General features: G+C 44.0%; 21 protein-coding genes. 18 read left to right on the top strand and 3 right to left on the bottom strand.

Annotation, left to right across the window (positions count from 1 at the left end; genetic code table 11):
- The first annotated feature begins 35 nt into the window (after positions 1-35).
- The 3 genes from ACUC6J_RS16865 to ACUC6J_RS16855 all read left to right on the top strand — a co-directional run bounded on the left by ACUC6J_RS16865 (position 36) and on the right by ACUC6J_RS16855 (position 2617).
- Complete coding sequence (locus ACUC6J_RS16865; RefSeq protein WP_340865077.1) at positions 36-1043, top strand: tripartite tricarboxylate transporter substrate binding protein; 1008 nt, start codon at positions 36-38, stop codon at positions 1041-1043.
- Positions 1044-1091: 48 nt separating this feature from the next.
- Positions 1092-2093 (top strand): 2-keto-3-deoxygluconate transporter, encoded by a 1002-nt coding sequence (gene kdgT, locus ACUC6J_RS16860; protein ID WP_017428226.1) that lies wholly within the window; start codon positions 1092-1094, stop codon positions 2091-2093.
- 170 nt (positions 2094-2263) lie between these two features.
- A complete protein-coding gene (locus ACUC6J_RS16855; RefSeq protein WP_016821678.1) occupies positions 2264-2617 on the top strand; it encodes a hypothetical protein in 354 nt (117 codons plus the stop codon).
- 84 nt (positions 2618-2701) lie between these two features.
- Here ACUC6J_RS16855 and ACUC6J_RS16850 read toward each other — a convergent pair whose 3' ends face one another.
- On the bottom strand, positions 2702-3184 hold the full coding sequence (locus tag ACUC6J_RS16850; RefSeq protein ID WP_340865076.1) for a DUF1641 domain-containing protein: 483 nt from the start codon (positions 3182-3184) through the stop codon (positions 2702-2704).
- Between the two features lie 12 nt (positions 3185-3196).
- Positions 3197-6139 carry a formate dehydrogenase subunit alpha gene (fdhF, locus tag ACUC6J_RS16845; protein ID WP_290409381.1) on the bottom strand — a complete coding sequence of 981 codons (2943 nt, stop codon included), beginning with the start codon at positions 6137-6139 and terminating at the stop codon, positions 3197-3199.
- Between the two features lie 602 nt (positions 6140-6741).
- Here fdhF and moaA point away from each other — a divergent pair.
- The 11 genes from moaA (at position 6742) to ACUC6J_RS16790 (ending at position 15182) form a co-directional block, all read left to right on the top strand.
- Positions 6742-7755 (top strand): GTP 3',8-cyclase MoaA, encoded by a 1014-nt coding sequence (gene moaA / locus ACUC6J_RS16840; RefSeq protein ID WP_026065494.1) that lies wholly within the window; start codon positions 6742-6744, stop codon positions 7753-7755.
- A 39-nt stretch (positions 7756-7794) separates the two neighbouring features.
- A complete protein-coding gene (gene fdhD, locus ACUC6J_RS16835; RefSeq protein WP_016821674.1) occupies positions 7795-8607 on the top strand; it encodes a formate dehydrogenase accessory sulfurtransferase FdhD in 813 nt (270 codons plus the stop codon).
- A gap of 133 nt (positions 8608-8740) precedes the next feature.
- A complete protein-coding gene (locus ACUC6J_RS16830) occupies positions 8741-8989 on the top strand; it encodes a MoaD/ThiS family protein (protein WP_123797433.1) in 249 nt (82 codons plus the stop codon).
- Between the two features lie 59 nt (positions 8990-9048).
- Positions 9049-9753, top strand: a complete 705-nt coding sequence (locus ACUC6J_RS16825; protein WP_340865074.1) for a molybdenum cofactor biosynthesis protein — start codon at positions 9049-9051, stop codon at positions 9751-9753.
- A gap of 90 nt (positions 9754-9843) precedes the next feature.
- Complete coding sequence (locus ACUC6J_RS16820) at positions 9844-10923, top strand: thiazole biosynthesis adenylyltransferase ThiF (RefSeq protein WP_375761843.1); 1080 nt, start codon at positions 9844-9846, stop codon at positions 10921-10923.
- A gap of 75 nt (positions 10924-10998) precedes the next feature.
- A complete protein-coding gene (modA, locus tag ACUC6J_RS16815) occupies positions 10999-11820 on the top strand; it encodes a molybdate ABC transporter substrate-binding protein (RefSeq protein ID WP_447249130.1) in 822 nt (273 codons plus the stop codon).
- Positions 11821-11847: 27 nt separating this feature from the next.
- Complete coding sequence (gene modB / locus ACUC6J_RS16810) at positions 11848-12513, top strand: molybdate ABC transporter permease subunit (protein ID WP_016821669.1); 666 nt, start codon at positions 11848-11850, stop codon at positions 12511-12513.
- Between the two features lie 185 nt (positions 12514-12698).
- Positions 12699-13046: a DUF2294 domain-containing protein gene (locus tag ACUC6J_RS16805; protein ID WP_016821668.1), complete on the top strand. Its 348-nt coding sequence runs from the start codon at positions 12699-12701 to the stop codon at positions 13044-13046.
- A gap of 100 nt (positions 13047-13146) precedes the next feature.
- Complete coding sequence (locus tag ACUC6J_RS16800) at positions 13147-13884, top strand: tRNA(His) guanylyltransferase Thg1 family protein (protein ID WP_151256166.1); 738 nt, start codon at positions 13147-13149, stop codon at positions 13882-13884.
- 3 nt (positions 13885-13887) lie between these two features.
- Positions 13888-14325, top strand: coding sequence for an AAA family ATPase (locus ACUC6J_RS16795; RefSeq protein WP_013372243.1), 438 nt, complete (start codon positions 13888-13890; stop codon positions 14323-14325).
- A 26-nt stretch (positions 14326-14351) separates the two neighbouring features.
- A complete protein-coding gene (locus ACUC6J_RS16790; RefSeq protein WP_340865072.1) occupies positions 14352-15182 on the top strand; it encodes a siderophore biosynthesis protein in 831 nt (276 codons plus the stop codon).
- 37 nt (positions 15183-15219) lie between these two features.
- Here ACUC6J_RS16790 and ACUC6J_RS16785 read toward each other — a convergent pair whose 3' ends face one another.
- Complete coding sequence (locus ACUC6J_RS16785) at positions 15220-15708, bottom strand: hypothetical protein (protein WP_019688100.1); 489 nt, start codon at positions 15706-15708, stop codon at positions 15220-15222.
- A 337-nt stretch (positions 15709-16045) separates the two neighbouring features.
- Between ACUC6J_RS16785 and ACUC6J_RS16780 the strand changes: the two genes are divergently transcribed.
- The 4 genes from ACUC6J_RS16780 (at position 16046) to ACUC6J_RS16765 (ending at position 24716) form a co-directional block, all read left to right on the top strand.
- Positions 16046-17512 (top strand): Ig-like domain-containing protein, encoded by a 1467-nt coding sequence (locus tag ACUC6J_RS16780; protein WP_340865071.1) that lies wholly within the window; start codon positions 16046-16048, stop codon positions 17510-17512.
- A gap of 211 nt (positions 17513-17723) precedes the next feature.
- Positions 17724-18602 (top strand): hypothetical protein, encoded by an 879-nt coding sequence (locus tag ACUC6J_RS16775; RefSeq protein ID WP_044785397.1) that lies wholly within the window; start codon positions 17724-17726, stop codon positions 18600-18602.
- A gap of 231 nt (positions 18603-18833) precedes the next feature.
- Positions 18834-23426: an OmpL47-type beta-barrel domain-containing protein gene (locus tag ACUC6J_RS16770; protein ID WP_447249129.1), complete on the top strand. Its 4593-nt coding sequence runs from the start codon at positions 18834-18836 to the stop codon at positions 23424-23426.
- Positions 23427-24032: 606 nt separating this feature from the next.
- Positions 24033-24716: a hypothetical protein gene (locus ACUC6J_RS16765; protein ID WP_031461842.1), complete on the top strand. Its 684-nt coding sequence runs from the start codon at positions 24033-24035 to the stop codon at positions 24714-24716.
- The last annotated feature ends 172 nt before the right edge of the window (positions 24717-24888 follow it).

Here is a 24888-nt window from a genome sequence, read left to right as displayed (position 1 = left end):
TAGGCCCAGTTTATTTGTAGAGAAGAGGAAGCGTAATGAAGAAAAAGCCATGGCAAAAATATGTGCTGGTTGCGGCAGGAGTGGCTATGCTTTCTGCCTTGAGTATCAGTGAATATGTGGATCACCGCGCCCTGCAGGATCACAGTCGTATATTTCCTGCGAAGCCAGTAACGCTTGTCGTTCCGTATGCGGCGGGGGGCGGTACAGATATTACCGCAAGAGCGTTGGCAAAAGCCGCCGAAAAGCATCTCGGGCAGCCGATCATCGTCGTTAATCGAACAGGTGGCGGCGGTTCTGTCGGGCTGATGGAGGGAGCTGAGGCGCAGGCAGACGGTTACACCGTAACGTATCTGGTCGCTGAACTGACTACATTACCACATTTGGGACTGCTACCCATCACCTATGAGCGTTTTAAGCCGCTACTTCAAACCAATATGGACCCTTCTGCCATTACGGTTCGGGCGGATGCGCCGTGGAAGACAGCGGAGGCATTTCTAGAGGATGCTAGGGCCCATCCAGGCAAGCTGAAAATGGGGAATGCAGGCACAGGAAGTATATGGCACCTCGCTGCCGCGATGCTGGAGCAGAAAAGCGGAGTCCGCTTCACCCATATCCCTTATGAGGGAGCAGGCCCAGCAGTTTCTGCTTTAATGAGCGGATTCGTGGACGCTGTACCTGTCAGTCCCGCAGAGGTGAAGAAATACGTGGACGAAGGAAAACTTCGCATACTGGCGATCCAGGCAGACACCATTTCGGAAGCGTTTCCAAAAGTGCCGACACTTCAGCAGGCGACTGGGCTGCGTGTCCATTTTATAGGTACCTGGAGAGGGCTGGCTGTACCTAAGGATACACCCAATGAAGTGGCTCAAACGCTGGCGGATGCACTGATCAAGGGGACGAAAGACGAGGAATTCAGGGAGGAAATGCGAAAACATGGATTGGGATTGCGTGTCCAGGATGCAGAGGCGTTCGCGCGTCTACTGAAGGATAGTCATGATACTTTCGCAAAACTGATTCCTGAGCTCGGCTTAAGCCGCAAGTAAAACGGCCTTGTTTTTGCATTGGCAAAAACGAAAGGGTTGAATGAAGTTATGAAAATCAAACAAAACATCGATAAAATTCCAGGGGGCATTATGCTGGTGCCGCTGTTTATCGGCGCACTTTTTCATACATTTACTCCATGGGCAGGCGACTATTTTGGATCTTTTACCAAGGGATTGATGACCGGTACGGTGCCCATTTTGGCAGTGTGGTTTTTTTGTATGGGTGCTTCCATAGATGTGCGAGCGACAGGCACCGTATTGCGTAAATCAGGAACGCTCGTATTGACTAAAATCGCGGTCGCTTGGGTCGTGGCGATCATTGCGTCTAGATTGCTGCCTGTTGGCGGCGTGGAAAGTGGGCTATTTGCAGGTTTGTCGGTGCTGGCGCTGATCTCGGCTATGGATATGACGAACGGCGGTCTCTACGCCTCCATTATGCAGCAGTATGGCTCCAAGGAAGAGGCAGGAGCATTCGTGCTGATGTCACTGGAATCAGGTCCACTGGTGACTATGCTTATTCTAGGGAGTACCGGGCTGGCCGTTTTTGAACCGCAAACATTTGTCGGGGCCGTATTACCGTTTTTGGTCGGCTTTATGTTGGGCAATCTGGATCATGATTTCCGTAAATATTTTGGAAACGCGACACAAGCTCTTATTCCATTTTTTGGATTTGCGTTGGGGTGTTCCATTGACCTGAGTGTTATTGTCCAGACAGGTGTGTTAGGTATTTTGTTGGGTGTTTTTGTAATTATCTTTACAGGTATTCCATTGATTCTGGCGGACAAATATATTGGGGGTGGCAACGGTACGGCAGGGATTGCAGCTTCCAGCACCGCAGGTGCAGCAGTAGCGAATCCAGTCATTGTTGCCAATATCAAGCCTGAATTTTTACCTGTTGCCCAATCTGCAACGGCATTAGTAGCCGCTTCGGTCATAGTGACCTCCATTTTGGTGCCTATTTTGACGGCATACTGGGCCAATTATATGAAGCGCAAGGGGAAGTCCAAAGGAGCGGGGCCTGTAACTCCAGGGGCGAATGTACCTAAATGAGGATTTTGCAAAAATCCTGAAATAAAATTTAAGTAATGAGGACTCAATTGGTCGACGTTACCATTACCCGGGAAATGCTGTTACAGTTATAGATACACCTTCCATCCTAACATGATAAAACTTGTCCTAAAACGCATCTGCCAACATACATATGTAAGCAGAGGAGCGTGATGGAATTGGAAGACAAGGTGCGTCGCTATTACCAGTTAAAGCAAAAGCAAAAGGAAATTGAAGGTGAACTGGCTGATTTGCGCAATGACATTACCGCTCATTGTGCAGAGCAGGAAGTATCCGATTGGGAAATTGGCAACTACCGAGTCAGGATTGTACAGCAGCACCGCAAGGAATACGATCATGCGAAATTGTATGATTCATTGCCTGATCCTCAATTATGGCGTTTGTTTTCCAAGCCGGACACTTCAAAAATTTCCAGCTTGCTAAAACTTAAGGTTATCGCGGAGGAGCAAATAAAAGATGCCGTTTCTCTTAAAACAGTGACCTTGTTGCAGGTAGATAAAAAATAAATAAAAAGAGCTGCCCCGTTTTTTTCGGAGCCAGCTCTTTTTATTATCTGTGGTTAGTAGCCTTCCACTTTCATATCTATTAAGCTATTTATCAGACAAACCTTTTCCCACGCCCTTAAGAAAATGAATACCGAACCCCATTGCCCGGTTTACATCTGGATCATTCATTGCCTTCATAAGATCACGCAGCCGCGTCTTTTTATTCTGCTTTAGGTGCTCTTCGGCTTCATTCAGGCCCGTAGTGACGCTGCTTGCCAGTTTTTTCATCAGCTCAGGGTCTACCTCGGACAGCATCCCTGCTGCACCCATTAGATTATTGATGATGTTCGTCACAGGCTTGCGCGTCGCTTGTCCTACAGCGATTTTGGCAATGGTTTCTTTGGCTTTTAGCATAGACTGAGCTGCTTCGAGAAGACCACTGTTATGCAGTTCACGTACAATTTCAAGCGTCTTCTGCAATGCTGCCCCATTGTCTGCCAGGTCGGCAGTAAGTTGATCCAGCGATTGTTTTTGCCGTTCTTCTGCTGTCAATATACGTTTTCTCACAATTGAAATAGGCTTAGCCATGGTTCGACCTCCTTATTTTTGATCTACCAAATCGATGTAACCGGGACGATTCCACTTACGGTTCACTTCAACCCCATTTTGCGGATGCCGCTTTTTATAACGTGGATTGATATGTGGGAGTGGATTTTGACCATCGAATTCCAAAACCTGCATCCGTACTTTGGTTTGTTTATAGGCAGGTGTACGGGTGACTACATCAAATGCTCCACCAGTTAATAGATTGACAGCACCCTCATGACTGGTAGAGTGCATCGGTACATAAATTTCTGTTCCTTGTACCCGGTCCGTCACCAGAACATGCAGCTTGACCGCCCCATAGGGAGATTCCAGTCGAACCAGCGATCCGTCTGTAACTCCGCGCTCCTCTGCCAACTCAGGGGACACTTCCACAAATACTTTTGGGAGTTTGAGCTGAAGGCCTGTTGACTTTGTCGTCATATTCCCTTCGTGAAACTGTTCGAGCAGTCGGCCATTATTTAAGGTCAGATCGAATTCAGCGGGATACTCTTTTGGTGGTACATATTCGAAGAGTCCCAAGCGTGCTTTTTTATCTGGAAAGTTAAAGCCGTTGGTATGCAGAAGCGGAGTGTTGCTACCATCCGGCGATCCCCAATGGAAGCTGTTCCAGCCTTCCAATACGTCATAATTACATTGGGAGAAAAATGGAGTGAGCGTCGCCATTTCCTCAAAAATTTCACTCGGATGACTGTAATCCCAATCAAATCCCATGTGCTTGGCAAATTGGCTGAAAATCCACCAATCCGGTTTGCTGTCTCCTACAGGGCGGAGGGCCTCATATAAACGCTGTACACGACGTTCGGTGTTCGTAAAGGTACCGTCCTTTTCGAGTGAAGGTACAGCTGGCAAAATGACATCAGCGAATTCAGCTGTCTTGCTCAGAAATACATCCTGAACGACAAGGAAATCCAAATTCGCCAGCATTTCTTGGGTATGATTGGAGTCTGCATCCACCCATGCCATTTCTTCTCCAGCGATATACATACCTTTGAGCTTACCCGTCTCAATGGCTTCCAGCATTTGAATGTTGTCCAGTCCGCGCTGGCTTGGAATTTGTACGCCGTAGGCCGCTTCGAACTTGGACCGAATGGCATCGTTCGTTACGGGCTGATAGCCAGGAAAAATATCTGGCATGGTACCCATATCGGCAGCACCCTGAACATTGTTATGTCCTCGAAGCGGATATGCGCCTGCACCTGGACGCATAAAGTTGCCAGTCACCAGCAGCAGGTTGGCAATCGCGATCGAAGTGTAAGAGCCTGCGATGTTTTGCGTCACGCCCATGCCCCAGCAAATGGCCGTGCCATCCGCTTCGTGAATCATGGTCGCTACCTGAATGAGCGTCTCTTGGGAAATACCAGTTTCCTGCTCAGCGAATTCCAAGGTGAAGTTCTCCAGTAATTTCAAATATTCAGGATAGAAATTTACATGTTTCTCAATGAATTTAGCATCATGCCAGTTTTGCTCAATGATGTATTTGGCTACAGCGGATAACCATACATAATCAGTACCTTGCTTCGGACGCATGAACAAATCTGCGCGTTCTGCCATTTCATGCTTGCGCAGGTCGACGGAGATCAACTTTTGACCATGCAGCTTATGCGCACGTTTGATGCGGGTAGCCAGCACGGGATGTCCTTCTCCCGGCGCACAGCCGACTAGTATGACCAAACCTGCGGAGGCAATGTCTTTAATCGTGCCACTGTCGCCGCCGATGCCTCCGGTATATTGTAGCCCCCATGATGCAGGAGATTGGCAATACCGTGAGCAGTTATCAACGTTATTCGTTTGGAACACCTGACGAGCCAGCTTTTGCATCAGATAATTTTCTTCGTTGGTAAATTTGGATGAAGAAATAAAACCGAGTGCCTCGCCTCCGTAGGTTTCTTTGATAGCTCCCATTTTGCTGGCCATCAGGCTCAAGGCTTCTTCCCAGGTTGCTTCCACGAATTCGTCTCCTTGACGAATTAAAGGCGAGGTCAAACGTTGATCGCTATTCACAAAATCCCAGCCGAATTTCCCTTTGACGCATGTCGAAATGCCGTTAACAGGCCCCTCAGAGGTAGGCTGTACCTTCAAAATTTTGCGGCCTTTGGTCCAAACTTCAAAGCTGCAACCTACACCGCAAAACGTGCAGACGGTTTTAGTTTTTTTCGTACGTGTTTCACGCATCGCTGCTTCAGCTTCCGAAATGGCAAAAATACCGCTGTAGCCTGGCTCCACTTCCTTAATTAGATCAACCATTGGATTTAATAAATCCTTATTTATGCCGCTCATGAAGCCGGCCTCTCCCAGCATGGACTTTTCCATCAAGGCGTTACATGGGCAAACCGTTACACACTGACCGCAGCTGACGCAGGAGGAATCGTTAATTGCAACTCCATCGTCCCAGATCACGCGAGGGCGTTCAGCCTCCCAGTCGAGGGACAGTGTTTCATTGACCTGCAGGTTCTGACATACCTCTACGCATTGGCCGCATGCAATACATTGATTGGGGTCATAGCGGTAAAAAGGGTGGGACATATCCACTTCTGTGGGATCAACCTTCGGTCGATATGGATATTTTTGATGTTCAATTTCCATAAGCTCTGCGGTGTTATGCAGTTTACAATTACCGTTGTTGTTATCGCACACCGTGCAGTAGAGGAGGTGATTCTCCAGCAAACGGTCCATAGCCTCGGTTTGTGCCGCTTTTGCGCGATCTGAATGTAAATGAATATCCATTCCATTTGTAGCAAGCGTTGAGCAGGAACGCATAAGCTTTCCGTCCACTTCCACAATACATGTGTCACAGGTGCGGATTGGATCCACTTCGGGAACGTAACACAGTTGGGGGTGGGCAATATTGTTTTCGTTGATCACTTCAAGAATGGTTGCGCTGCTATTCGTTTTCAGTTCCTGTCCGTTTAATGTAATTTTGATCGTATTATCCGCCACGGTTCAGGCTCCTTTCAGATTTTGAATTTTAAAATTGGGAACAAAAAAACTCCACCATAAACACAAGTGCTCGTGTTTAAGCACTTGTGTTTATGGTGGAGTAGTGACCAAGCTCTAGGTCCTGGAGGCCAATCCGCCATTGGAGTATGTATTAATATCAGACAGTACGCACCGCCTGTATATCAATAAATTGAATATGTCATTTTCTGCATGTCATCTGGTGTAACTATAGCGTAAAATTTAAGATAGTTCAACGGTGATTTATTAAAATTTTTAATCGATAATGATTATCAATTGAGAAAGCGAAAAATCATTGACAAACGTTCCAGGATTGCTAACAATAGGAATGTATCTATTTGAGAGCATTCGTGAATGGAGTGTACGTGGGAATCGCGTATATTTTATTTGGCGCAGCGCTTGTTAGTTTGATTTTTCTATATCACATGATGTGAGGATTCGTAAAATCCTGATGTAGATAAATTAACCGGCATTTAGCAGATTCTTCGATATTCATAAGCGAAGAAGTTGTTGTGATGCCGGTTTTTTGGTTCAGTTTACAGTTAAAAGAGATTTATTAATGAAGACGGATTGAGGTGAACGGGATGGCGAACCGCAGCGACGATCAATGGAATCGTCCGTTACGGGACTTGAGAATATCCGTCATAGACCGATGTAATTTTCGGTGCCGATATTGTATGCCTGAAGAAATATTTGGCCATGACTATCCGTTTTTGCCAAAAGAAAAAATATTGACTTTTGCGGAAATTACCCGCCTCTCTCGTATCTTTGTCTCGCTCGGCGTTACAAAGCTGCGTATTACTGGGGGTGAGCCGTTGCTGAGGAAAGATTTGTCCTCGCTCATTCATTCGCTAACTCAACTCGATGGGGTTGAAGATATTGCTATGACGACGAACGGTGTATTTTTGCCTAAATATGCAGCGTCACTACGGGAGGCGGGGCTGAAGAGAGTGACGGTTAGTCTGGATTCGCTGGATGACGGTCGATTCCGCCGCATGAACGGGGGGAGAAGCAGTGTAAAGGCAGTGCTGGAAGGTATTGAAGCTGCAGCTCAAGCGGGAATGCAGGTAAAAATAAATATGGTCGTGCAAAAGGGCTTTAACGATCAGGATATTGTGCCTATGGCCGACTATTTTCAAAAGAAAAAGCATATTTTGCGCTTTGTTGAGTTTATGGATGTAGGTAACACCAATGGCTGGAAATTGGATCAGGTTGTTTCCAAGCAGCAAATCATCGAAACCATCCATGAGCACATGCCGTTAGAACCTGTTCCACCCCAATACAAAGGTGAGGTGGCGACGCGCTACAGGTATCTGGACAGAGACGGGGAAATCGGCATCATTTCATCCGTTACGGATGCTTTCTGCTCCACATGTACACGGGCGAGAATTTCTGCTGAGGGCTCCTTGTACACATGCCTGTTTGCGTCTAAAGGGTACAAGCTTCGCACGATGCTGCGGTCCGAGCAATCCGATGATGAGATTAGATCTTACATTGAGCGTGTTTGGAGAGGACGTACCGACCGCTATTCAGAGGAACGATTGACTCATACGAAGCAAGCATCGTCCAAAATTGAAATGTCACATATCGGCGGGTGACCGAAGAGCCAGCCTGTCAGAAACAAGGGAGTTGAGCACATGGAAAAGCCGGCTGAGGTAAAACGCGAGATCCTACGTTATCGGGACGGTCAGATCAAGCGTTTTGAAGACACAGTGGTGACGGAGTATCCAGTGACCATTAAAATCAATCAGCAGGAATTTGCCACCATGGTTTGTACACCAGAGTATGTAGAGGATATGGTAGTAGGCTTTTTGGCCTCTGAAGGCGTCATTCAACGGTATGATGATATCGAAGATATTTGGGTTCAGGAAAAAGAAGGTTTTGTTCATATTAAAACCCGTCGGATGAATGAGTTTTATCAAAACTTTCATTCCAAACGATACATTACCTCCTGCTGCGGAAAAAGTAGACAGGGATTTTACTTTATAAATGATGCTAAAGTGGCAAAAAGAATGAATGATGCCCATGTTACGGTGTCTTTTGATGACTGTTTCCGCCTGATGAATTTGATGCAAACCTCGGCACATACGTTTCAGGAGACGGGTGGCGTTCACAATGCTGCGCTGTGTGACAAAGACGGAATAATCCTGTCCAGAATGGATATCGGCCGCCACAATGCGCTTGATAAAATCTATGGGCACTGCCTAAAGCATGATATTATATTACAAGATAAAATCATCGTATTCAGTGGGCGCATCTCGTCTGAAATCTTGTTGAAGGTTGCGAAAATTGGTTGTGAGGTTGTTTTGTCCAAGTCAGCTCCCACAGAGCTTGCACTTGAATTGGCAGAGGATCTGGGGATTACTACCATCGGTTTTATACGAAGTCGTTCTTTGAATGTGTATACGCACACGGAGCGGATTGATGAACTGGTTGAATCTAAAATATAATATAAAAATATCAATGTAGACCATCATAGTTAACCAGCATGGAATAAAACCTTTCGAGGTATTAGTTCATGTTGGTTTTTCTTGGTGTATATGCGATGGTTAGTCCTTGTACTGAAAGGGGGGAACCTACTTAATGAACTATCATATTCAAGTATTTGCCGGACTTGCAGAACTGATGGGAAGGCCTATGATTACGGTGCCTGCTGATCAGGAGACGATGACCGTCAACGCATTAAAAGACTTGCTGTCCAAATATTTCCCTGAAGCAGCGGCCCAGTTGCAGGGAGCTTTTGTTGCCAGAAATCAAGCCTATGCCGCTCCTGAGGATCTGGTTAGTATACATGATGAAATTGCGATTATTCCTCCGGTTTCAGGAGGATAAGCTCCAGTAACAGGCTAGGTGAATTCGATAGATAAGGGAACAAAGGGGGTCAGATGCATATGCAATACCATATTCAATTATTCGCAGGTATGGCGGAGCAATTTGGTGACGTGCTCACTGTGGAACTTTCACAGGAAACGGTGACCATTGCAGACATTCGAACAAGGCTGAATGAGTTGTACCCGGAGATAGCTTCACAACTGTCTAGTTGTTTTTTTACCCATCATCAAAAGTTGGCTTCTCCAGATGAACTTGTGCTTCCAACAGACGCAATTGCTCTTCATCAGTCAGCTCCCGGAATGGAGACGGTCGTTTCTAAATGCGGATTATATGCTATTACCTACGACCCGATTGATGCCGATGAGGTAACCTCTAAGGTACACGACCCTTCGCATGGGGCTTCATTAACCTTTAAGGGTACGACCCGGGAATTTACACAAGGTCAGCGAACGGTGCTGCTTGAATATGAAGCATATGTGCCGATGGCGATGAACACGATGAAGCGAATTGGCGACGAAATTGCTGATCGCTGGCCGTCAACGCGCACTGCCATTACACATCGGCTTGGTACGGTAAGGATTGGAGAAACCAGTGTCGTGATTGCTGTTTCTGCTGCACACCGTGATACTTGCTACGAGGCCAGTCGCCATGCTATTGAACGCTTGAAGCAAATCGTACCAATTTGGAAAAAGGAAGTGTGGGAGGATGGCTCCGAGTGGAAGGGGCACCAGCTGGGTGGCTGGAATCCTCATAACACCCCATAACTTTTGAGTTAGGCGGGACATCTGAACTTTTATCTTGTCTGATCGACTTGCAGCAATTAATGGATTAGAAGTATGGGGGCGTAAATAACGATGTCTGAAATGAAAAAGGACCCAACAACGGATGCGGATGCAGAAGCACACATGCAGGCGTCCCACGCCAGATATTCAAGACAAGAATTATTCGGAAAGATCGGGCTGACAGGACAACAAAATATCCGCAGCAAGCATGTGTTAATGGTAGGTGCTGGAGCACTAGGAACGGCCAACGCGGACATGCTGGTGCGAGCGGGCATCGGACGGTTGACGCTGGTAGATCGAGATTATGTAGACTGGAGTAACCTACAACGCCAGCAGCTCTACGACGAAGCAGATGCTCGTGAACAGATACCCAAGGCAGTGGCCGCCCAGAGGCGATTGCAGCAAATCAATTCGGACGTGGACATCCGTGCGCTAGTCCAAGACGTATCACTAGAGGAAATCGGCGACATTGCAGCAGGAGTGGACCTCATCGTAGATGCCACTGACAATTTCGATACACGTCTGCTTATTAACGATTACGCCGTCAAGCACCAAATCCCCTGGATATATGGAGCGTGTGTAGGTAGTTACGGAACAACCTTTACGATCGTTCCAGGACAGACACCCTGTCTGCATTGCCTGCTCGGAACCGTACCGCTCGGCGGCGCAACCTGTGATACGGTCGGTGTGATCAGCCCGGCTGTACAGATGGTGGCAGCTTACCAAAGTGCCGAAGCATTGAAGCTGCTCACTGGGGACAATTCAGCCTTGCAGGGCAAGCTGATTTCCTTCGATCTATGGAATAATCAACATCAGGCGATCCAAATCAGCGCCATGAAAAAAACGGATTGCCCGACGTGTGGAGAGCATCCGGTGTATCCATTTCTACAATTGGAGCATCAGGCTAAAACGGCTGTACTGTGCGGACGTGATACGGTTCAGATCCGACCGGTCACGGGCGCTGTACGCAATCTGAACGAAGCGGCCCGTCTGCTATCCCGTCAGGGGGGCCAAGTGGAGCATAATCCATATCTAGTGTCCGTTGTCATTGGAGCGCATCGGTTGGTTCTTTTTCAGGATGGACGCGTTCTGATCCATGGCACCAAGGATATCGCCGAGGCGAGATCTATTTATCACAAATATTTGGGTTAACCCAATAGATTCAGACCTTAATGAGCTGCGCACTGTCACCTCATTACGGAATTTAGAGGACAGGGGAAGAACAAGTTGAAAAAGAAATTCGGGTACATATTCACATTCGTTGGATTGTTGGCATGGGTTCTGGCTGGATGCTCGTCTCCGGCTGCTGTACAGTCGACAGCGCCTGCAGCCAAAACAGAGTTGATCGTATCTGCCGCTGCGAGTCTTCAAGATAGTCTGAATACGCTCAAGGAACAGTATGAAAAGCAGCACCCAGATATCAAGCTTACCTTTAACTATGCGTCATCCGGTACTTTACAGAAACAAATTGAGCAGGGTGCACCCGCTGACGTATTTATTTCGGCAGGTATGAAGCAAATGAAGGCTTTAACCGATGCATCATTAGTGGAAAAAAATAGCGTACTGCTTCAAAATAAACTGGTTGTGGTTGTTCCGCAAGATAAAGCCAAGAGCACAGACAACAAGGGTATTACACTCAATGATCTGACAAGTCCTTCTTATATGAAGCTTGCCGTTGGGGAGCCTACTACCGTTCCGGCCGGACAGTATTCCAAAGAATCGCTGACAAAGGCCGGATTATGGGACAAGCTGGAACCGAAAATGGTATTCGCCAAAGACGTAAGACAGGTATTAAATTATGTTGAAACAGGCAATGCCGATGCTGGACTCGTTTATTTGACAGATGCCAAATCATCCGATAAAACGGTCGTAGCGCTAGAAGTACCTGAGGAATTGCACGCACCTATCCTGTATCCAGAAGGCATCGTAAAGGCAACCAAGCACAGCAAGGAAGCAGGCGAGTTTGTTGATTTTCTGCGTACAGATGAAGCCATGAGCGTATTTAGTAAAGATGGATTTTCAGCTCCAGCAGAAACAACCGGGAAATAGAATTCACAGATAAAGGAGGGGGTCCCGTTGGATTGGTCGGCTTTTCTTCCTCCGGTTATCGTATCTGTTAAAGTCGCTGTCGTTGCCAGTATCATTGTCTTTTTATTAGCAACTGTGGTAGCTCGGATGATGGCGAACTGCAAGCTGCGGAGAGGAATCAGTGTGATTGAGACCGTTCTACTTCTTCCACTTGTTTTGCCTCCTACTGTTGTCGGCTTTATATTGCTCATCTTGCTGGGAAGGAAAAGTTGGATTGGCGCTGCCTTTGAAAGCCTGTTCCAGCAGACGATTGTATTTACATGGGGAGCCGCAGTGGTGGCGGCGGTAGTTGTTGCTTTTCCACTGGCTTATCGGACGATCAAAGCAGGTTTTGAAGCTGTAGAACCCGAAGTAGAGCAGGCTGCACGTGCGCAAGGTGCCAACGAATGGCAAGTGTTTCGCCATATTACGATGCCCCTTGCCTACCGACCGCTCATTTCAGGGTACATTCTCGGATTTGCCCGAGGGTTAGGGGAATTTGGTGCTACACTGATGCTTGCGGGTAATATTCCTGAACAGACTCAAACCCTGCCTACGGCGATTTACACCGCGTCCGAGGTCGGAAATATGACACTCTCCTGGAGCTGGGTAGCCGTCATTATCCTATTCTCTTTTATCATGTTGATGCTATCGAATCGACTGGTGAAGGACTAGTCCGTTTGGATTCAGTAATATACGCAGTCTGTCCGATCGGGCGGGCTGCGTTTTCTTTTCTATGACGTTCAATGGTAAGCATGTTCCAAGAATCACTTTCGCTTCATCTCTGTTTTATATGATAGGAATCGGTTATGATGGAAATAGTAACAAGGATTTTAGTAGATTTAGGAGAGCGGTGCGATATGAGAAAGGAAACGGGTTTTAACGAAATTATTCGAAAAGTACGTAAAGAGCTATTTGGAAAAGGCCCGGAACGCATACATACAACCTTTGTAGATAATATGGCCATCACAATGCTATACGGTAATTTAACTCCATCCGAAAAGTTTCTTGCACAAGAGGATGCAGGAAGAGAGATGGTGCATGCAGCTCGAACCAAAATGGTACAAAAAATCTATCCTGTACAGTTCAATAAAGAACTGGAGGATTATATGGATTCCCGCTTACTGCATTTATTTTCAGATATTAAAGTGGAAGAAGATATAGCCATCTCCGTTTTTGTATTTGAGGATAATATTGCTGTGAAATAAAAAGAGAAGGTGAAACCGACATTGGATTGTAGATTGTTGGAGAGTTCAGCAGCACCTTTGATTAATAGATACTATGAAAAGCGAAGGAGCTACATAGTTTATGAAAAAAGATGATTTTGGAAATAGAATGAAGGAATATGAAAATGCTTATAGATTAAATCTGCCCCGCCGTTTACCCGTAATTATCAGAATCGATGGTGCTCATTTTCATACTTTTACACGTGAGATGACGAAACCTTTTGATGAAAAGCTAATCTTTGCATTATGGGAGACATGCAAATATTTGGCCTATAATATTATGGGCTGTAAACTGGTGTACCATCAGAGTGATGAAATCTCTCTGCTTCTTACGAATTATGACAAATTAACGACACAATCATGGTTTGAAAATAATCTTCAAAAGATGGTGTCTATATCTGCTTCTTTGGCTACTGCCAAATTTAATGAGGAAATCCAGAAAGTTTATCCGGATAAGCCTCTAGCCACTTTTGATGCAAGAGCATGGGTTTTGCCTCACGATGAGGTTGCAAACTACTTTCTATGGAGACAACAAGACGCTACTAAAAACAGCATTTCTATGGTAGCTCAAGCTCATTTCAGGCATTCAGAACTACAAGGATTGAACGGAAATCAGCTTCAAGACAAGCTTTTTGTGGAAAAAGGGCTGAACTGGAATGACCTTCCGGTCTGGCAAAAGCGGGGAGTCTGCATTACCAAACAACAGTATAACAAAGGAGAAGCCGTCAGAAGCAAGTGGGATGTTGATCATGACACACCAATCTTTTCACAAAATAGAGATTATATTAACCAATATGTATACCTGGACAAGGATGTGTGAGGTTTGGAGTGTGTCATTTTTATAGGAATTCAGGCTTCGGGCAAGTCGACTTTTTATAAAGAACGATTCTTCAAAACACATATGCGGATAAATCTTGATATGCTTAAAACACGGAATAGGGAAAATATGTACCTTCAGACCTCCATCGAAACGATGCAGCGTTTTGTAGTGGACAATACCAATCCCACAGTCGAAGAACGAAAGAAATATATAGATGCTTGTAAAAACAAGGGATTTAAAATCATTGGCTACTACTTTGAACCTGATTATGCTGAATCTATTAAGCGTAATGAGCAGCGCACAGGCAAAGAGTATATTCCTGAAATCGGTATTAAAAGTGTAATGAGTAAACTAGAGGTCCCAAGTTACGAAGAAGGATTTGATGAAATTTACAGCGTGATTTCGAGTGAAGGGACGTTTCGGATCGAAAAGCAACCATAGAACCGTACAATTTAGGAGGAGCATCCATGAACATACCAGAGAGATTTATCAAACGTTTTCCAGCATACGAGGACGTATTTGCCAGCGATCTTGAACATCACCGCAAGCACTTTCTGCCAATTTGCTCGATTAATCTCCAATTTTTATTTCCAGAGCAGGACGAGTGGCTTCATTTTGTTTCCGTAAAAGAAATCCACGAAGGCTGTGTGGGTGAAAATACTCAGCAATTTCATACCTTATATACCAAGGAAGATATGCTGGGATTCGATGTAATTGACGGCAAATACAAATTCGAAGCAGACTGGAATTATTTTAGTCTTCATCAGAAAGCGCAGTTGGAGGCTACCTATGAAGCGCTGAAATCTACCGGAGATAAAGCGTACCTACGTATGAAGAGAGAAGTCATGGCACTGGACGGACTGGAACAGGTGTACATAGCTAATGAACAAGACTACGAAGCTCGCAAAGCATTTTTCCTGGAAAACCATAAAATTTATCCATATTCCTCCTTTGGAGAGGCCAAAAAGTCTGTGGAAGAGCTCACTCACGATTTTGAGGAAAAACAATCCAGTGGCTGGGGGCTAAGCTTTCCCGAAGTCAACGGTATTCTGGATGATATCGCATTTCAGTCTGATGAGGCCCAAAGCTACATCAAGGAATATGACGAATCCTTGGAAGAGATGCTCCAGTTCGAGCAAACCAATCTGCTTCATGTGCCTAAACGTGCCAATGGTGAGACATTTACCTATATCGGTTCTTTCACCGGATATTATTTTCAAGCGTTTGGAGCCGATAAGGTTTACTTATTTTATGATAGAGAATTAAGGAAAGCGATAATTTGCTTCGAGTATTCCTAGGATATAGAAAAAGCTCCCGAGATGGGAGCTTTAAAATTTATTTCTTATTGATCTTCACATCGTGCTCTTTAGCCAGTGTGTTAACCTGTTCACCAAAATCTCTGAAGAGCTTTTTACCCTCGCTAAGCTTGGTGTTACTTTCATTAATTAAGTTTAGATCTCCTTTTTCCAACGCATCGATCATCGTAATGAGTGCTTCTTTTTGAGTGCTAACCGCCTTGATGTAGGTTTCGTGGACGGCCCGTACCTCAGGAGTTTCCGTCTTTACTGCTTCAACTTTATCGAGGTATTTGGTGTATTCTGGGATAATATCATCTCGTAACGTATTATATAGTGTTTCATCATCTGTGAAGTTATCCCCGGTCACAGATTCATATTTTTCAGTTACTGCTTTTTCATCTTGTGTTAACGGAAGCATTCCATCATTCACATAGGTAATTAAATCTTTTTTTACCGGATCGGTAGAGCAAGCTGCCAAAATTGAAAAGCAACACAATACTAACATAAATATACTAAGTTTTTTCATCTGTATTCCCCTTTTTCTATGTATGTTTATGGGTAATTAGATATATTACTTAGTCTAAAAGAACTACCCATATCAGTTTATTATATCGTATGAATAAGAGAATGGTAGGGTTTTTATGGTAAAAAGGTGTCTAAAGTAAGTCTATTATCCTAGTATTATCATTTAATCTATGGATTCTAGAGCTTTCTATTTTAGGAAATGACGACTAAAAATATTTGCTACAATATATTCCATTAGAACCAAGAATGTTTTATGATAGAGACAACAGCCTAGAAGATACCCTGATTCTCCAGGGAATAGCGGGAATTCCTTAAACCATTTGAGAGGGGATTTCAGTATGAAGAGGTTCAGAAAGGCTATTTCAGTTATGCTAAGCATGATGCTCCTGTTTGCTTTTGGGATGACTGCAAACGCGAGTCAAGGCACAGAGATGAACAAGGAAAAACAAGCTATTGAAGCTGATTCTAGTTTTCAGCTAACAACGAACAACGAGGATGTTATTGAGCATTTAACCCGGGTGGACAAGCCTAAAGGTATTACATCCTCCGTTTATAACATGCAGGAAAATATCAATTTTAAAGCACCAGAGACATTCTCTTTGAAAAGGGAGACCCTTCCTTCCCTGAAAGCTAGTCCAACGGCAGCCACAGCTTCTTCTGCTACGTATTCAGGTACAATTACGGAAGAGGGAGGCACACAGTTTTTATATCCGATTTATGTGAAGCCAGGTGAATTGTTGCAGGCACAGTTGGATGGTCCATTTTCAGAGCAGCTTGACTATGACTTATACTTGTACGAATTTGATATGACAACAGGGGATATCAACCCCAATGCTATTGACGCCTCCACCTATGGAACCTATTTTAACAAGTATGAACAGGGATCGGCATCACTTCCTGAAAACGTAGGAAGCCGCAATGCTACCGGATCTGAGAAAGCTTACGCAGTTGCAGTCCATTCCAAAAAGGGATCGAGCATAAATGATCCTTTCTATTTAACCGTGGATGTAAACTCCCAATATGATGCCTATGAACCGGATGAGAGTGCTTTTCATGCCTATAACTTTACATTTAGTACAGGGGGATCTACCCTGAATTCACGCTCCATTCATTCAGGGATTGACAATGATTGGTATCAAATCACAATTCCTGTGAATCGAAATTATGATGGTTTGAATGTCAAACTGGACAGCACTTCGGAAAGCTACGGTTACAAAGCGGAAGTTTATGGGGCTCTTAGTGGCAACCAAATGGCGCTTCTGCCGCAAACCAATCATAATGTCACTTTGAATACGGGAACCTACTATGTGCGAGTGTACACCACAAACCAGTATTCACCCGACCATTTATATGCACTCACACTTAAACCAGTACTTCGGGCTGGAAAAATTGTAATTAACGGTTATGACTCTAAAAACGGTCCGAATGACTATCCATCCTACTCTTACGGTCGCCATTATCGGGTTAATGGAAACACCAGCCTGACTGTAAAGGGTGTTGTTACTACAACGGATAATTATCCAGTAGCAAATGCACCAGTTAATGTGACATGGTTGAACCAGAACTGGACTGAAAGCAGCGGGAATCGAACTCGTACAGGTACTGGTTATACGGATCAAAATGGAGCCTTTAGTGTGACCCTTTCCCTGCCGCATTCTACGGGAAGTATTGCAGAATACTTGTCTGGTCCCATAAGCTTTACACATTACTATGATCTTTCAGGTGTAGCTGCCCAGGTGTCAGGTACTTCACTTACAGCTACAGATATTGTATATCACTTTGCTTATAGCATTTATGGTGGTTGATGTACTGTCTATAAAGCAATGACAACGTCAGATTGTTTATTTTAACAATTTATATTCAGAGTCAGGATCTTGCTTCAAAAATTGTTCATTTTTAGGACAAAGCATATATTCATTCCATATATGCTTTGTCCGATATATATAGCAACAGGGTTACATTACATCGTACATACGCCTTAGATTGCCTGTTACAAACATGACAGGAGGAAGTAGAATGAATTTTGAACCTCTTAAAGCACAACAAGCGGTTCTTAGCTCTGGTAGCTTACGGATCAATCCGACAAGCAAGCAAGTTCCGTCCCCCCAGCTACATGAAGAAAAAGTGTCCAGGTTCGTCGTTCAGGACACCGTGGAGATTAGTGAAGCTGGCAGAAAGCTGGCTGAGGGGGATATCGTGTCACATGCTGCCAAGTATTTTGGCACAACTCAGATCAACGATGCATTAAACCGGGTTTTGGAGGGCCAACCGGAAGAAGTATCCGATGCTGTGTACAATATGATTCAATCCAATTTTATCGTCGATGGAACGGTAACGGATGAGAAGCAGCGCGCGGTATTGCTGGAGATGGGAGTTTCCCAGTCCAAGTATATTGCGGATCATTACATGGAAGGCGATAAAGCCAAGGAATTTATGCAAACCATGAACCAGATAGCTGGTATTGCCTTGACACGAACCATTGATTCAGAGACCGGAGATATTAGCTACACGACTCCTACAGATCGTCCGATAGGTGCCCCTGAGGACTACGTCAAGCTGTCGGAAGTGATGAAACAGGTCGATCCTCAAAAATATACTGCGTTCATGAATGACATTAAGGGTGGAGGAAATGGATTAAGCCAGCTGTTGAGTTTTGCACAAAAGGTTCCTCAAAACCCCGATTGGATTAATAAATACAAGGAACGTACAGAACAGACTGAAGAGCTGTTAAATAAACCACAGTTAACGAATCGGTTTGACAAAGCGGATACATCCTCAGCTTCCGCGTTTATGAATAGTATGCAAAATCTTCTTAAGGAATCTTCTGCTCCTGAGGATTCTTACATGCAGAATATGCGGGGATTTTTTCGGAACTTGGGTGTTCAGGCCAATTAAAGTTTCAAAAGGGTCTCTGGGATGAGTGTTTCGAAAATTTATTTCAGTTCATTTTGCTGTTCTGTTTACATCCTGTTTGGAACGAAGTATAATAACTTCAAAACATACTCGTGAAATTGAGGAAGCACCTCAAACTTAGGCATTACTGCCTTCGTTTGAGGTGCTTTTTCTATTTTAGCCAAAGCGAGTACGTAGAACTCTTTGAAAATAAAATAAAGTAAGGAGAAGTGTATGTATCGAAAAAATAAACGAAAGGTTAGGAAGCACAATAAATGGGTGTATGGAGTACTGGCTTTACTCCTCTTATTAATGGCCATTCCCATATTTCCGGAAAGGGTATCAGCTGCTACCCAGGAAATCATCGGAGGTCCTTTTTGCCAAAATAATTTGCCAGGTGGTGGCGACAGTTGGGGCTCTTGGTCAGGAAGTGGAGTAGGAGCAACGGAAGTATACACTGGCATGGGGTCGGCAAGGTATACATGTGATGGAACTAAACAGCCGACAAATCGTTTTGTTGATATTGGAAGATCTATTAAGACTTCGGATTACAGGATTTTTGTTTACATTGAGGGGTCTTATCATACAGATATATATACATCTAATGCCGCCGCAGGCGACAGCTGGAGACCCAACGGAACGAATTTATATACATGGACTAATGTAACGAAATTCTATGCCAATAGCTATTACCAGGGAAAATGGATAGATATCACCGACTCTATTACATTAAGGGATGTACGATATTTCAGAGCGATGGGAACTAGTCAACAGACAAGTGATGAAATATCCAAGTTTGGAATTCGTATTATTCCCAAATCAGACTTGATGCCTAAACCACCCCAGATTCATGCTGGTGCAGAGGGACAGGCTGTTACAGGGTGGACCAAAGAGCCTGTAACCGTGTGGATTGATGGGGATGTGGCTCCTGAAGGATTAAAGTACTATGAATATAGCCTGAATGGAGGAGCATTTCAGCAATATATTGGTCCCTTCACTGTCAATGATCATGGTGTAAATACAATTTATGCCCGAACAGTGGACGTCAATAACCAGTATAGTGGTCTTTCTTCCGCCAATGTCCGAATAGACAGGATGCCACCAACTCCCCCCATTATAGATGCAACAGGAAACAGTAATGAATATACCATTTCATTACAACCGGGCGCAGACGATTATTCTGGACTAGCCCATACTCAATTTCGATTGTCCGGTGTTGTGAATCAGGCTTGGCAGGATTATGGTGGAGTGTTTCATGTCAATCAAGATGGCAAAAGCACAATTTATGCTCGTTCCATTGATAATGTCGGTAATGTAAGCCGGGAGGTAAGCAAAGAAGTCACCGTTGATAAAAAGGGGCCGACGGCTCCTGTTATACTGGCTAGCGAAACGGGTCCAACGAACCGTGATGTGGACATTGCCATTGAGTCGGGAAGTGACTCTACAAATGGAATTAAGAAGACACAGTATCGTTTGAGTCCAACTGGGGAGTGGCTGACATACAATGGCATTTTTACATTAAATGCAGAAGGGAGTTACGAACTATCAGCGCGGACGATCAATAATCTTGATGTGTCTAGTCCCATTGTGACTCAATCGGTTATGATTGATCGAACCAAACCCACCCCTCCGAAAGTTATGTTTTCTGAGGTAACGAATCCTAACCGATATATCAATAAACCAGTACAGTTTACACTCTCGGGTGCAACGGATACTACAGCAGTGCATTATGAATATCAATTGGGTTCTGGCGCTTATGTGCCTGGTTCATCGGGAATATTAAATAGTTCCGGAATTGTAAAAGTAACTGCTCAAGCTGTAGATGCAGCTGGAAATCGAAGCGTTCCGGTGAACGCAATGTCTTATATCGATTTGGAGCCGCCGAGCATTCAACTGACACCCAATATGCGTGAATGGAAAGATACTAATATTCATGTGAACATGCGATATGCTGACCAGTACTCAGGGATTGAACCATCTTCAAGGCAGTACAAAGTCACGAACAGCTCCGATTCACCTGAAAACTGGGAGGCTGCAGTCGATCCCATAGTCCAGCTGGATCTTTCAAATGAAGGTGAATGGTATGTCCATGCGAAGGTGAAAGACCAGGCAGGAAACATGTATGAAACGGTCAGCAGTGCACTTCGCATTCAAAAGCAACCGCAGCCTGTTGTGCTTTCGGCAACATCTGTACGCAACACAGAGGTTGATTTGCAATGGACTCTCCCCTCTGGTCTTGATGATGGTTATGTCTATACAGTCCGAAATCTAACAACAAATGAGGTTTGGGATGTTAACCATCCGACAAATTTTTTTACAGATACAGGGCTATTAGGAGGACATCAATATGAGTATGAACTGCGTTGCAGTAATTATGTAGGAGGCAATGCATATTCTAATCGAGTCCGTGTATTAACGTTACCTGATGCCCCTGAGCATGTTCAGTTACGACCGGTCTCTCGTCATTCAGCAGAAATCATGGCCGACTTTACGCCAGTTTTTTCAGCTAATAAATATAATATTACAGCAGCGGACGCAAGTACGGGAGAAATCATATTTAGCGATACGGTTACACAGGATGTGTATAATCCGATTAAGGGGATGGAACCTGGTAAGTATTACGAAGTTTCTGTATCCGCTATAAACGCCATGGGAGAGGGGGCAGCAAAACATGTATCTTTTTTAAGTCTACCAGACAGCCCAAGCGGATTCCGAAATGTAACCGTAAGAGAAGATAGAATCGACTTGAAGTGGAATTCTGTAATCACTGCCACCTACTATGCTCTAGAGCGAGATAAGGTCTCGGTTTATAACGATGTATATACAGAATTCACCGATACTGAGCTTCAGGCGGGAACGGAGTATAACTATCGTATATCTGCTGAAAATGAAACAGGATTCGGAGACTATGCTCATCTCGGCGTTATGACATTACCAGCGCAGGTGACTACACTTTCAAGTGTAACGAAGGATGTATATTCTGTTGGTGTAGAGTGGCAAGATGTGCAGGGGGCTGAAGGGTACATCTTAAATGTTAACGATGGACCAAAGGTGCAGATCCCGCGTGGTATCCGTACTTATACTTTTGAGGGCTTGCCATCAGGCAGACCGGCCAATATAAAAATTCGGGCTTACAATCGAAGTGGCACGGGTCCAGATACGTCTATCAACGTATTAACACTACCGAATTTGGCTGTACAACTTGCAGTTGTAGATGTTCGCGAGCATGATGCCACATTGATATGGGCTCCGATTGATGGGGCAACTCAATATAAGGTAACAATCAACGGTCAAAATTATTATAGTACGGAACCACGGATAGTTGTATCTGGTTTAGCAGGTGGGAGTAACTACACTTTTCAAGTGAGCAGTGGGAACAGCAGTGGTTACAGCCCGCCAGCGTTGGGTGAACTGCTGACACTTCCGCCTCAAGTACAAAATGTAAAAGTTACGGAACTTGGGAATGGACAGATTTCGCTGACATGGAATGAAATCAAGAGTGCTTCCCAATATGCAGTAATCCGCAAAGATACAGGGGAAGTTTTTGACACTAGAGAAGCTTGCATCATACTTTCAGATATCCAGCCTGGTATAATTTACTCGTTTGGTATACAGGCGATGAATACTACGGGAGAAGGCGACGTTGCTCCCTTTACGTATCGTACATTGCCAGGTCAAATACCAAATCATGGGTTGGTTGTGAAAAGCGTAACGGATACCGATTTGCTTATTACATGGCCAGAAGCTCCGGGTGCGGATGCTTACAATGTCTACAAAAACGAGATGCTTATCGGCCATACGACTACTCAAGAGTTTAAAGTAGACGGATTAGATAGTTCTACATTGTATCGTATTACTGTTAAGCCAGTGAACACAAGCGGTGAAGGTAAGCGGGCAGAAGGTGAGGTGGAGACGCTACCGTCTCCAGCATTTGCGTTTTCCAAGATAGAAACAACCAATAGAGAATTTATCATCCATTGGGAGTCAGAACATGAAAAAGATATTTTCGTCCTCGCCAGTGAAGAAGGAACTGAGCTATATCGTGGCAAGGATCGAGGTTTTATCTGGAGACAACTGAGAGAGAAGCAATTGTATACCGTTCAACTTTGGGCAGAAAATAGTCAAGGAAAACGCACGGAGGCAAAACAAGCAAACGGCAAAACTACAGGGAACACTGTGGATACAGGTGGTGGAGCAGGAGGCGCAGGGAGTGCAAAACCGATTCAGACTGTTGTAGAGGAGCCGACAGAAACAAAAATAGAGTTCTTTCAAGGCTTAACAATCGAGACGAAGCCAAATCATTTTAGTGACATCGAGCGGGTACTTAATAGAGAGAAAATAAATGCGCTTGCCGATTTGGGCGTAGTGAAGGGGACATCCAGCACGCTTTTTGAACCAAACAGACCTGTAACACGTATGGAATTCACTTCGATGCTTGTTCGTTCTCTAAAATTACCGCTCGAAACGGATATGGCTCTAGAATTCGAGGATATTAATCCATCGGCGTGGTACGTTGATCTACTCAAAACAGCAATTAAGGATCAAGTCGCTCGAGGTTTTAGTAGCAAAGTATTTGGTCCAGATCGGGTCATAAACCGGGAGCAGGCTGCTAAAATGGTGAATAACATTATTAAGGCTACACCACAGCAAGAAAGCAATGTATACTCAGATTCTTCTCAAATTGTTGAGTGGGCCAGAAAGGATGTGCTTGGCCTAACTGAGATTAATTTAGTGCAAGGATATCCAGATGGCAGCTTCCGTGCCAAACAGGAAGTTACGCGTGCGGAAGCTGCTGAGATGATTTATAATATGCTTCAAATGAAATAACCAAAATTAGGGAGGGGGGCTGTGAGTAACGGTAATAATTGAGACTGATTTGGTTGATAACTGAGACATTTTTGGGTATATGTTTGAGACATTTTTAAACCAGTAGAAACAAAGCTCCTTGTTTCTATTGGTTTTTTTGTGTTTCTATTTACTATATCTACCCTATATATGCTAACATATGGTACAAGGTCAGGAATATAATAGGCATTCCGTCTGTACAGTATGTTGGATGGAATACGGAATTGATACCTCAGATAACATGTGGAAATCAATTAATGACTGGGTTGGTATAATTAAGAGAACACGGGAGATTCTAAAGAATACACAATCGGTGAGTGAAATAGCACGTCGACTAGGAAGGTCCAATAATACTGTGTACAAGATCATGGGATATTTAAACAAAAATAAGCTTTTGTCAAGGGAGTTATCTAAAAAATTCGGTCCAACCAGAACATGTAGTAGTGATTTGGTACAGATTTTTAGAGGGGATTTAAATTGGGAGGGTAAACTCGGATTACTACAGAACTCAAGAGCGATTTTAGGTTGGAATATTAACGTTCTACTATTATTTATTTGATCCTTCTGTGCAACGGTATTTTATATTTAATGCCCTATTTAAATAAAGAACATTATCAAAGGAAAACAATAGAACGTCAGAATTATAACAGTGCTGAACTTGTAGATCAATTGGAGAAAGCTCTTCAAACATTTGTGTATGAAAATCTTAAAATATCTCATAAGGCAATTGCTCGATATCTAAAAATTCCATTTTCTGCTTTGGGAGTAAACGGACTGGGTAATAGAATCTCTAAAGCAATTAGAAAGCAAAACCACAATAAGAAAAAGTTAAAGGAAAAATATCTTTGGTCACTTGCAAATGAGTACATCAAAACACACGATCATGAACAAATTACATTAAGGGATGTAGTCACATTTTTAGGGATGTCTTATAGCAATATAATCACGAATTATAACGGATTAAACAATAAAATAACTTCAAAAATAGAAGAAACTAAAGAGAAACTAAGACAGGAAAGAATCAATAAGTATAAGGCTGATGTAGACTTCGTGATTTCTGATTTGCTCCAAAAAGCCGGCCGGATAACAGTTTGTACAGTATTAGAATACACGGGGGTATCTTACCATACTTTATATAAATCTATGCCCGAAGTATTACTGTATATCCGTAAGGAGAAAGATAGACTAAATTTTAATAAAATCCCCAAGTGCTGTACAAATCTCTTCAACTCGCATAGCAGCCATTGGCAGAAAAAAAGGGTTGTCCCATAAGTCATAAAAATGACTAGGGACGTCCTATTCTCCAATTGTAAAACAATAAGAAACCGTTCCTGGGTAAAATGGAGGTACCACCCGACCATTTGAAAGGATATGGTTTCTTTGTACATTCAATATACCATTATGAGATAAAAAGAGGAGTTACGCAGGACTATCCCTCATCCAT

The sequence above is a fragment of the Paenibacillus sp. JJ1683 genome (genome assembly GCF_053006485.1).
Note: the sequence above shows the minus strand (reverse complement) of the source record. Positions and strands in the feature narration are given on the sequence as shown.

Bases quoted from the DNA above. Each gene is read 5' to 3' on its own strand.
- ACUC6J_RS16830 (WP_123797433.1), top strand. From the start codon at position 8,741: ATGAACTATCATATTCAAGTATTTGCCGGACTTGCAGAACTGATGGGA.
- ACUC6J_RS16855 (WP_016821678.1), top strand. From the start codon at position 2,264: ATGGAATTGGAAGACAAGGTGCGTCGCTATTACCAGTTAAAGCAAAAG.
- ACUC6J_RS16865 (WP_340865077.1), top strand. From the start codon at position 36: ATGAAGAAAAAGCCATGGCAAAAATATGTGCTGGTTGCGGCAGGAGTG.
- ACUC6J_RS16790 (WP_340865072.1), top strand. From the start codon at position 14,352: ATGAACATACCAGAGAGATTTATCAAACGTTTTCCAGCATACGAGGAC.
- ACUC6J_RS16765 (WP_031461842.1), top strand. From the start codon at position 24,033: ATGCCCTATTTAAATAAAGAACATTATCAAAGGAAAACAATAGAACGT.
- ACUC6J_RS16805 (WP_016821668.1), top strand. From the start codon at position 12,699: ATGAGAAAGGAAACGGGTTTTAACGAAATTATTCGAAAAGTACGTAAA.
- ACUC6J_RS16785 (WP_019688100.1), bottom strand. From the start codon at position 15,708: ATGAAAAAACTTAGTATATTTATGTTAGTATTGTGTTGCTTTTCAATT.
- ACUC6J_RS16825 (WP_340865074.1), top strand. From the start codon at position 9,049: ATGCAATACCATATTCAATTATTCGCAGGTATGGCGGAGCAATTTGGT.
- ACUC6J_RS16850 (WP_340865076.1), bottom strand. From the start codon at position 3,184: ATGGCTAAGCCTATTTCAATTGTGAGAAAACGTATATTGACAGCAGAA.
- ACUC6J_RS16780 (WP_340865071.1), top strand. From the start codon at position 16,046: ATGAAGAGGTTCAGAAAGGCTATTTCAGTTATGCTAAGCATGATGCTC.
- kdgT (WP_017428226.1), top strand. From the start codon at position 1,092: ATGAAAATCAAACAAAACATCGATAAAATTCCAGGGGGCATTATGCTG.
- ACUC6J_RS16775 (WP_044785397.1), top strand. From the start codon at position 17,724: ATGAATTTTGAACCTCTTAAAGCACAACAAGCGGTTCTTAGCTCTGGT.
- ACUC6J_RS16770 (WP_447249129.1), top strand. From the start codon at position 18,834: ATGTATCGAAAAAATAAACGAAAGGTTAGGAAGCACAATAAATGGGTG.
- moaA (WP_026065494.1), top strand. From the start codon at position 6,742: ATGGCGAACCGCAGCGACGATCAATGGAATCGTCCGTTACGGGACTTG.
- ACUC6J_RS16800 (WP_151256166.1), top strand. From the start codon at position 13,147: ATGAAAAAAGATGATTTTGGAAATAGAATGAAGGAATATGAAAATGCT.
- fdhD (WP_016821674.1), top strand. From the start codon at position 7,795: ATGGAAAAGCCGGCTGAGGTAAAACGCGAGATCCTACGTTATCGGGAC.
- ACUC6J_RS16820 (WP_375761843.1), top strand. From the start codon at position 9,844: ATGTCTGAAATGAAAAAGGACCCAACAACGGATGCGGATGCAGAAGCA.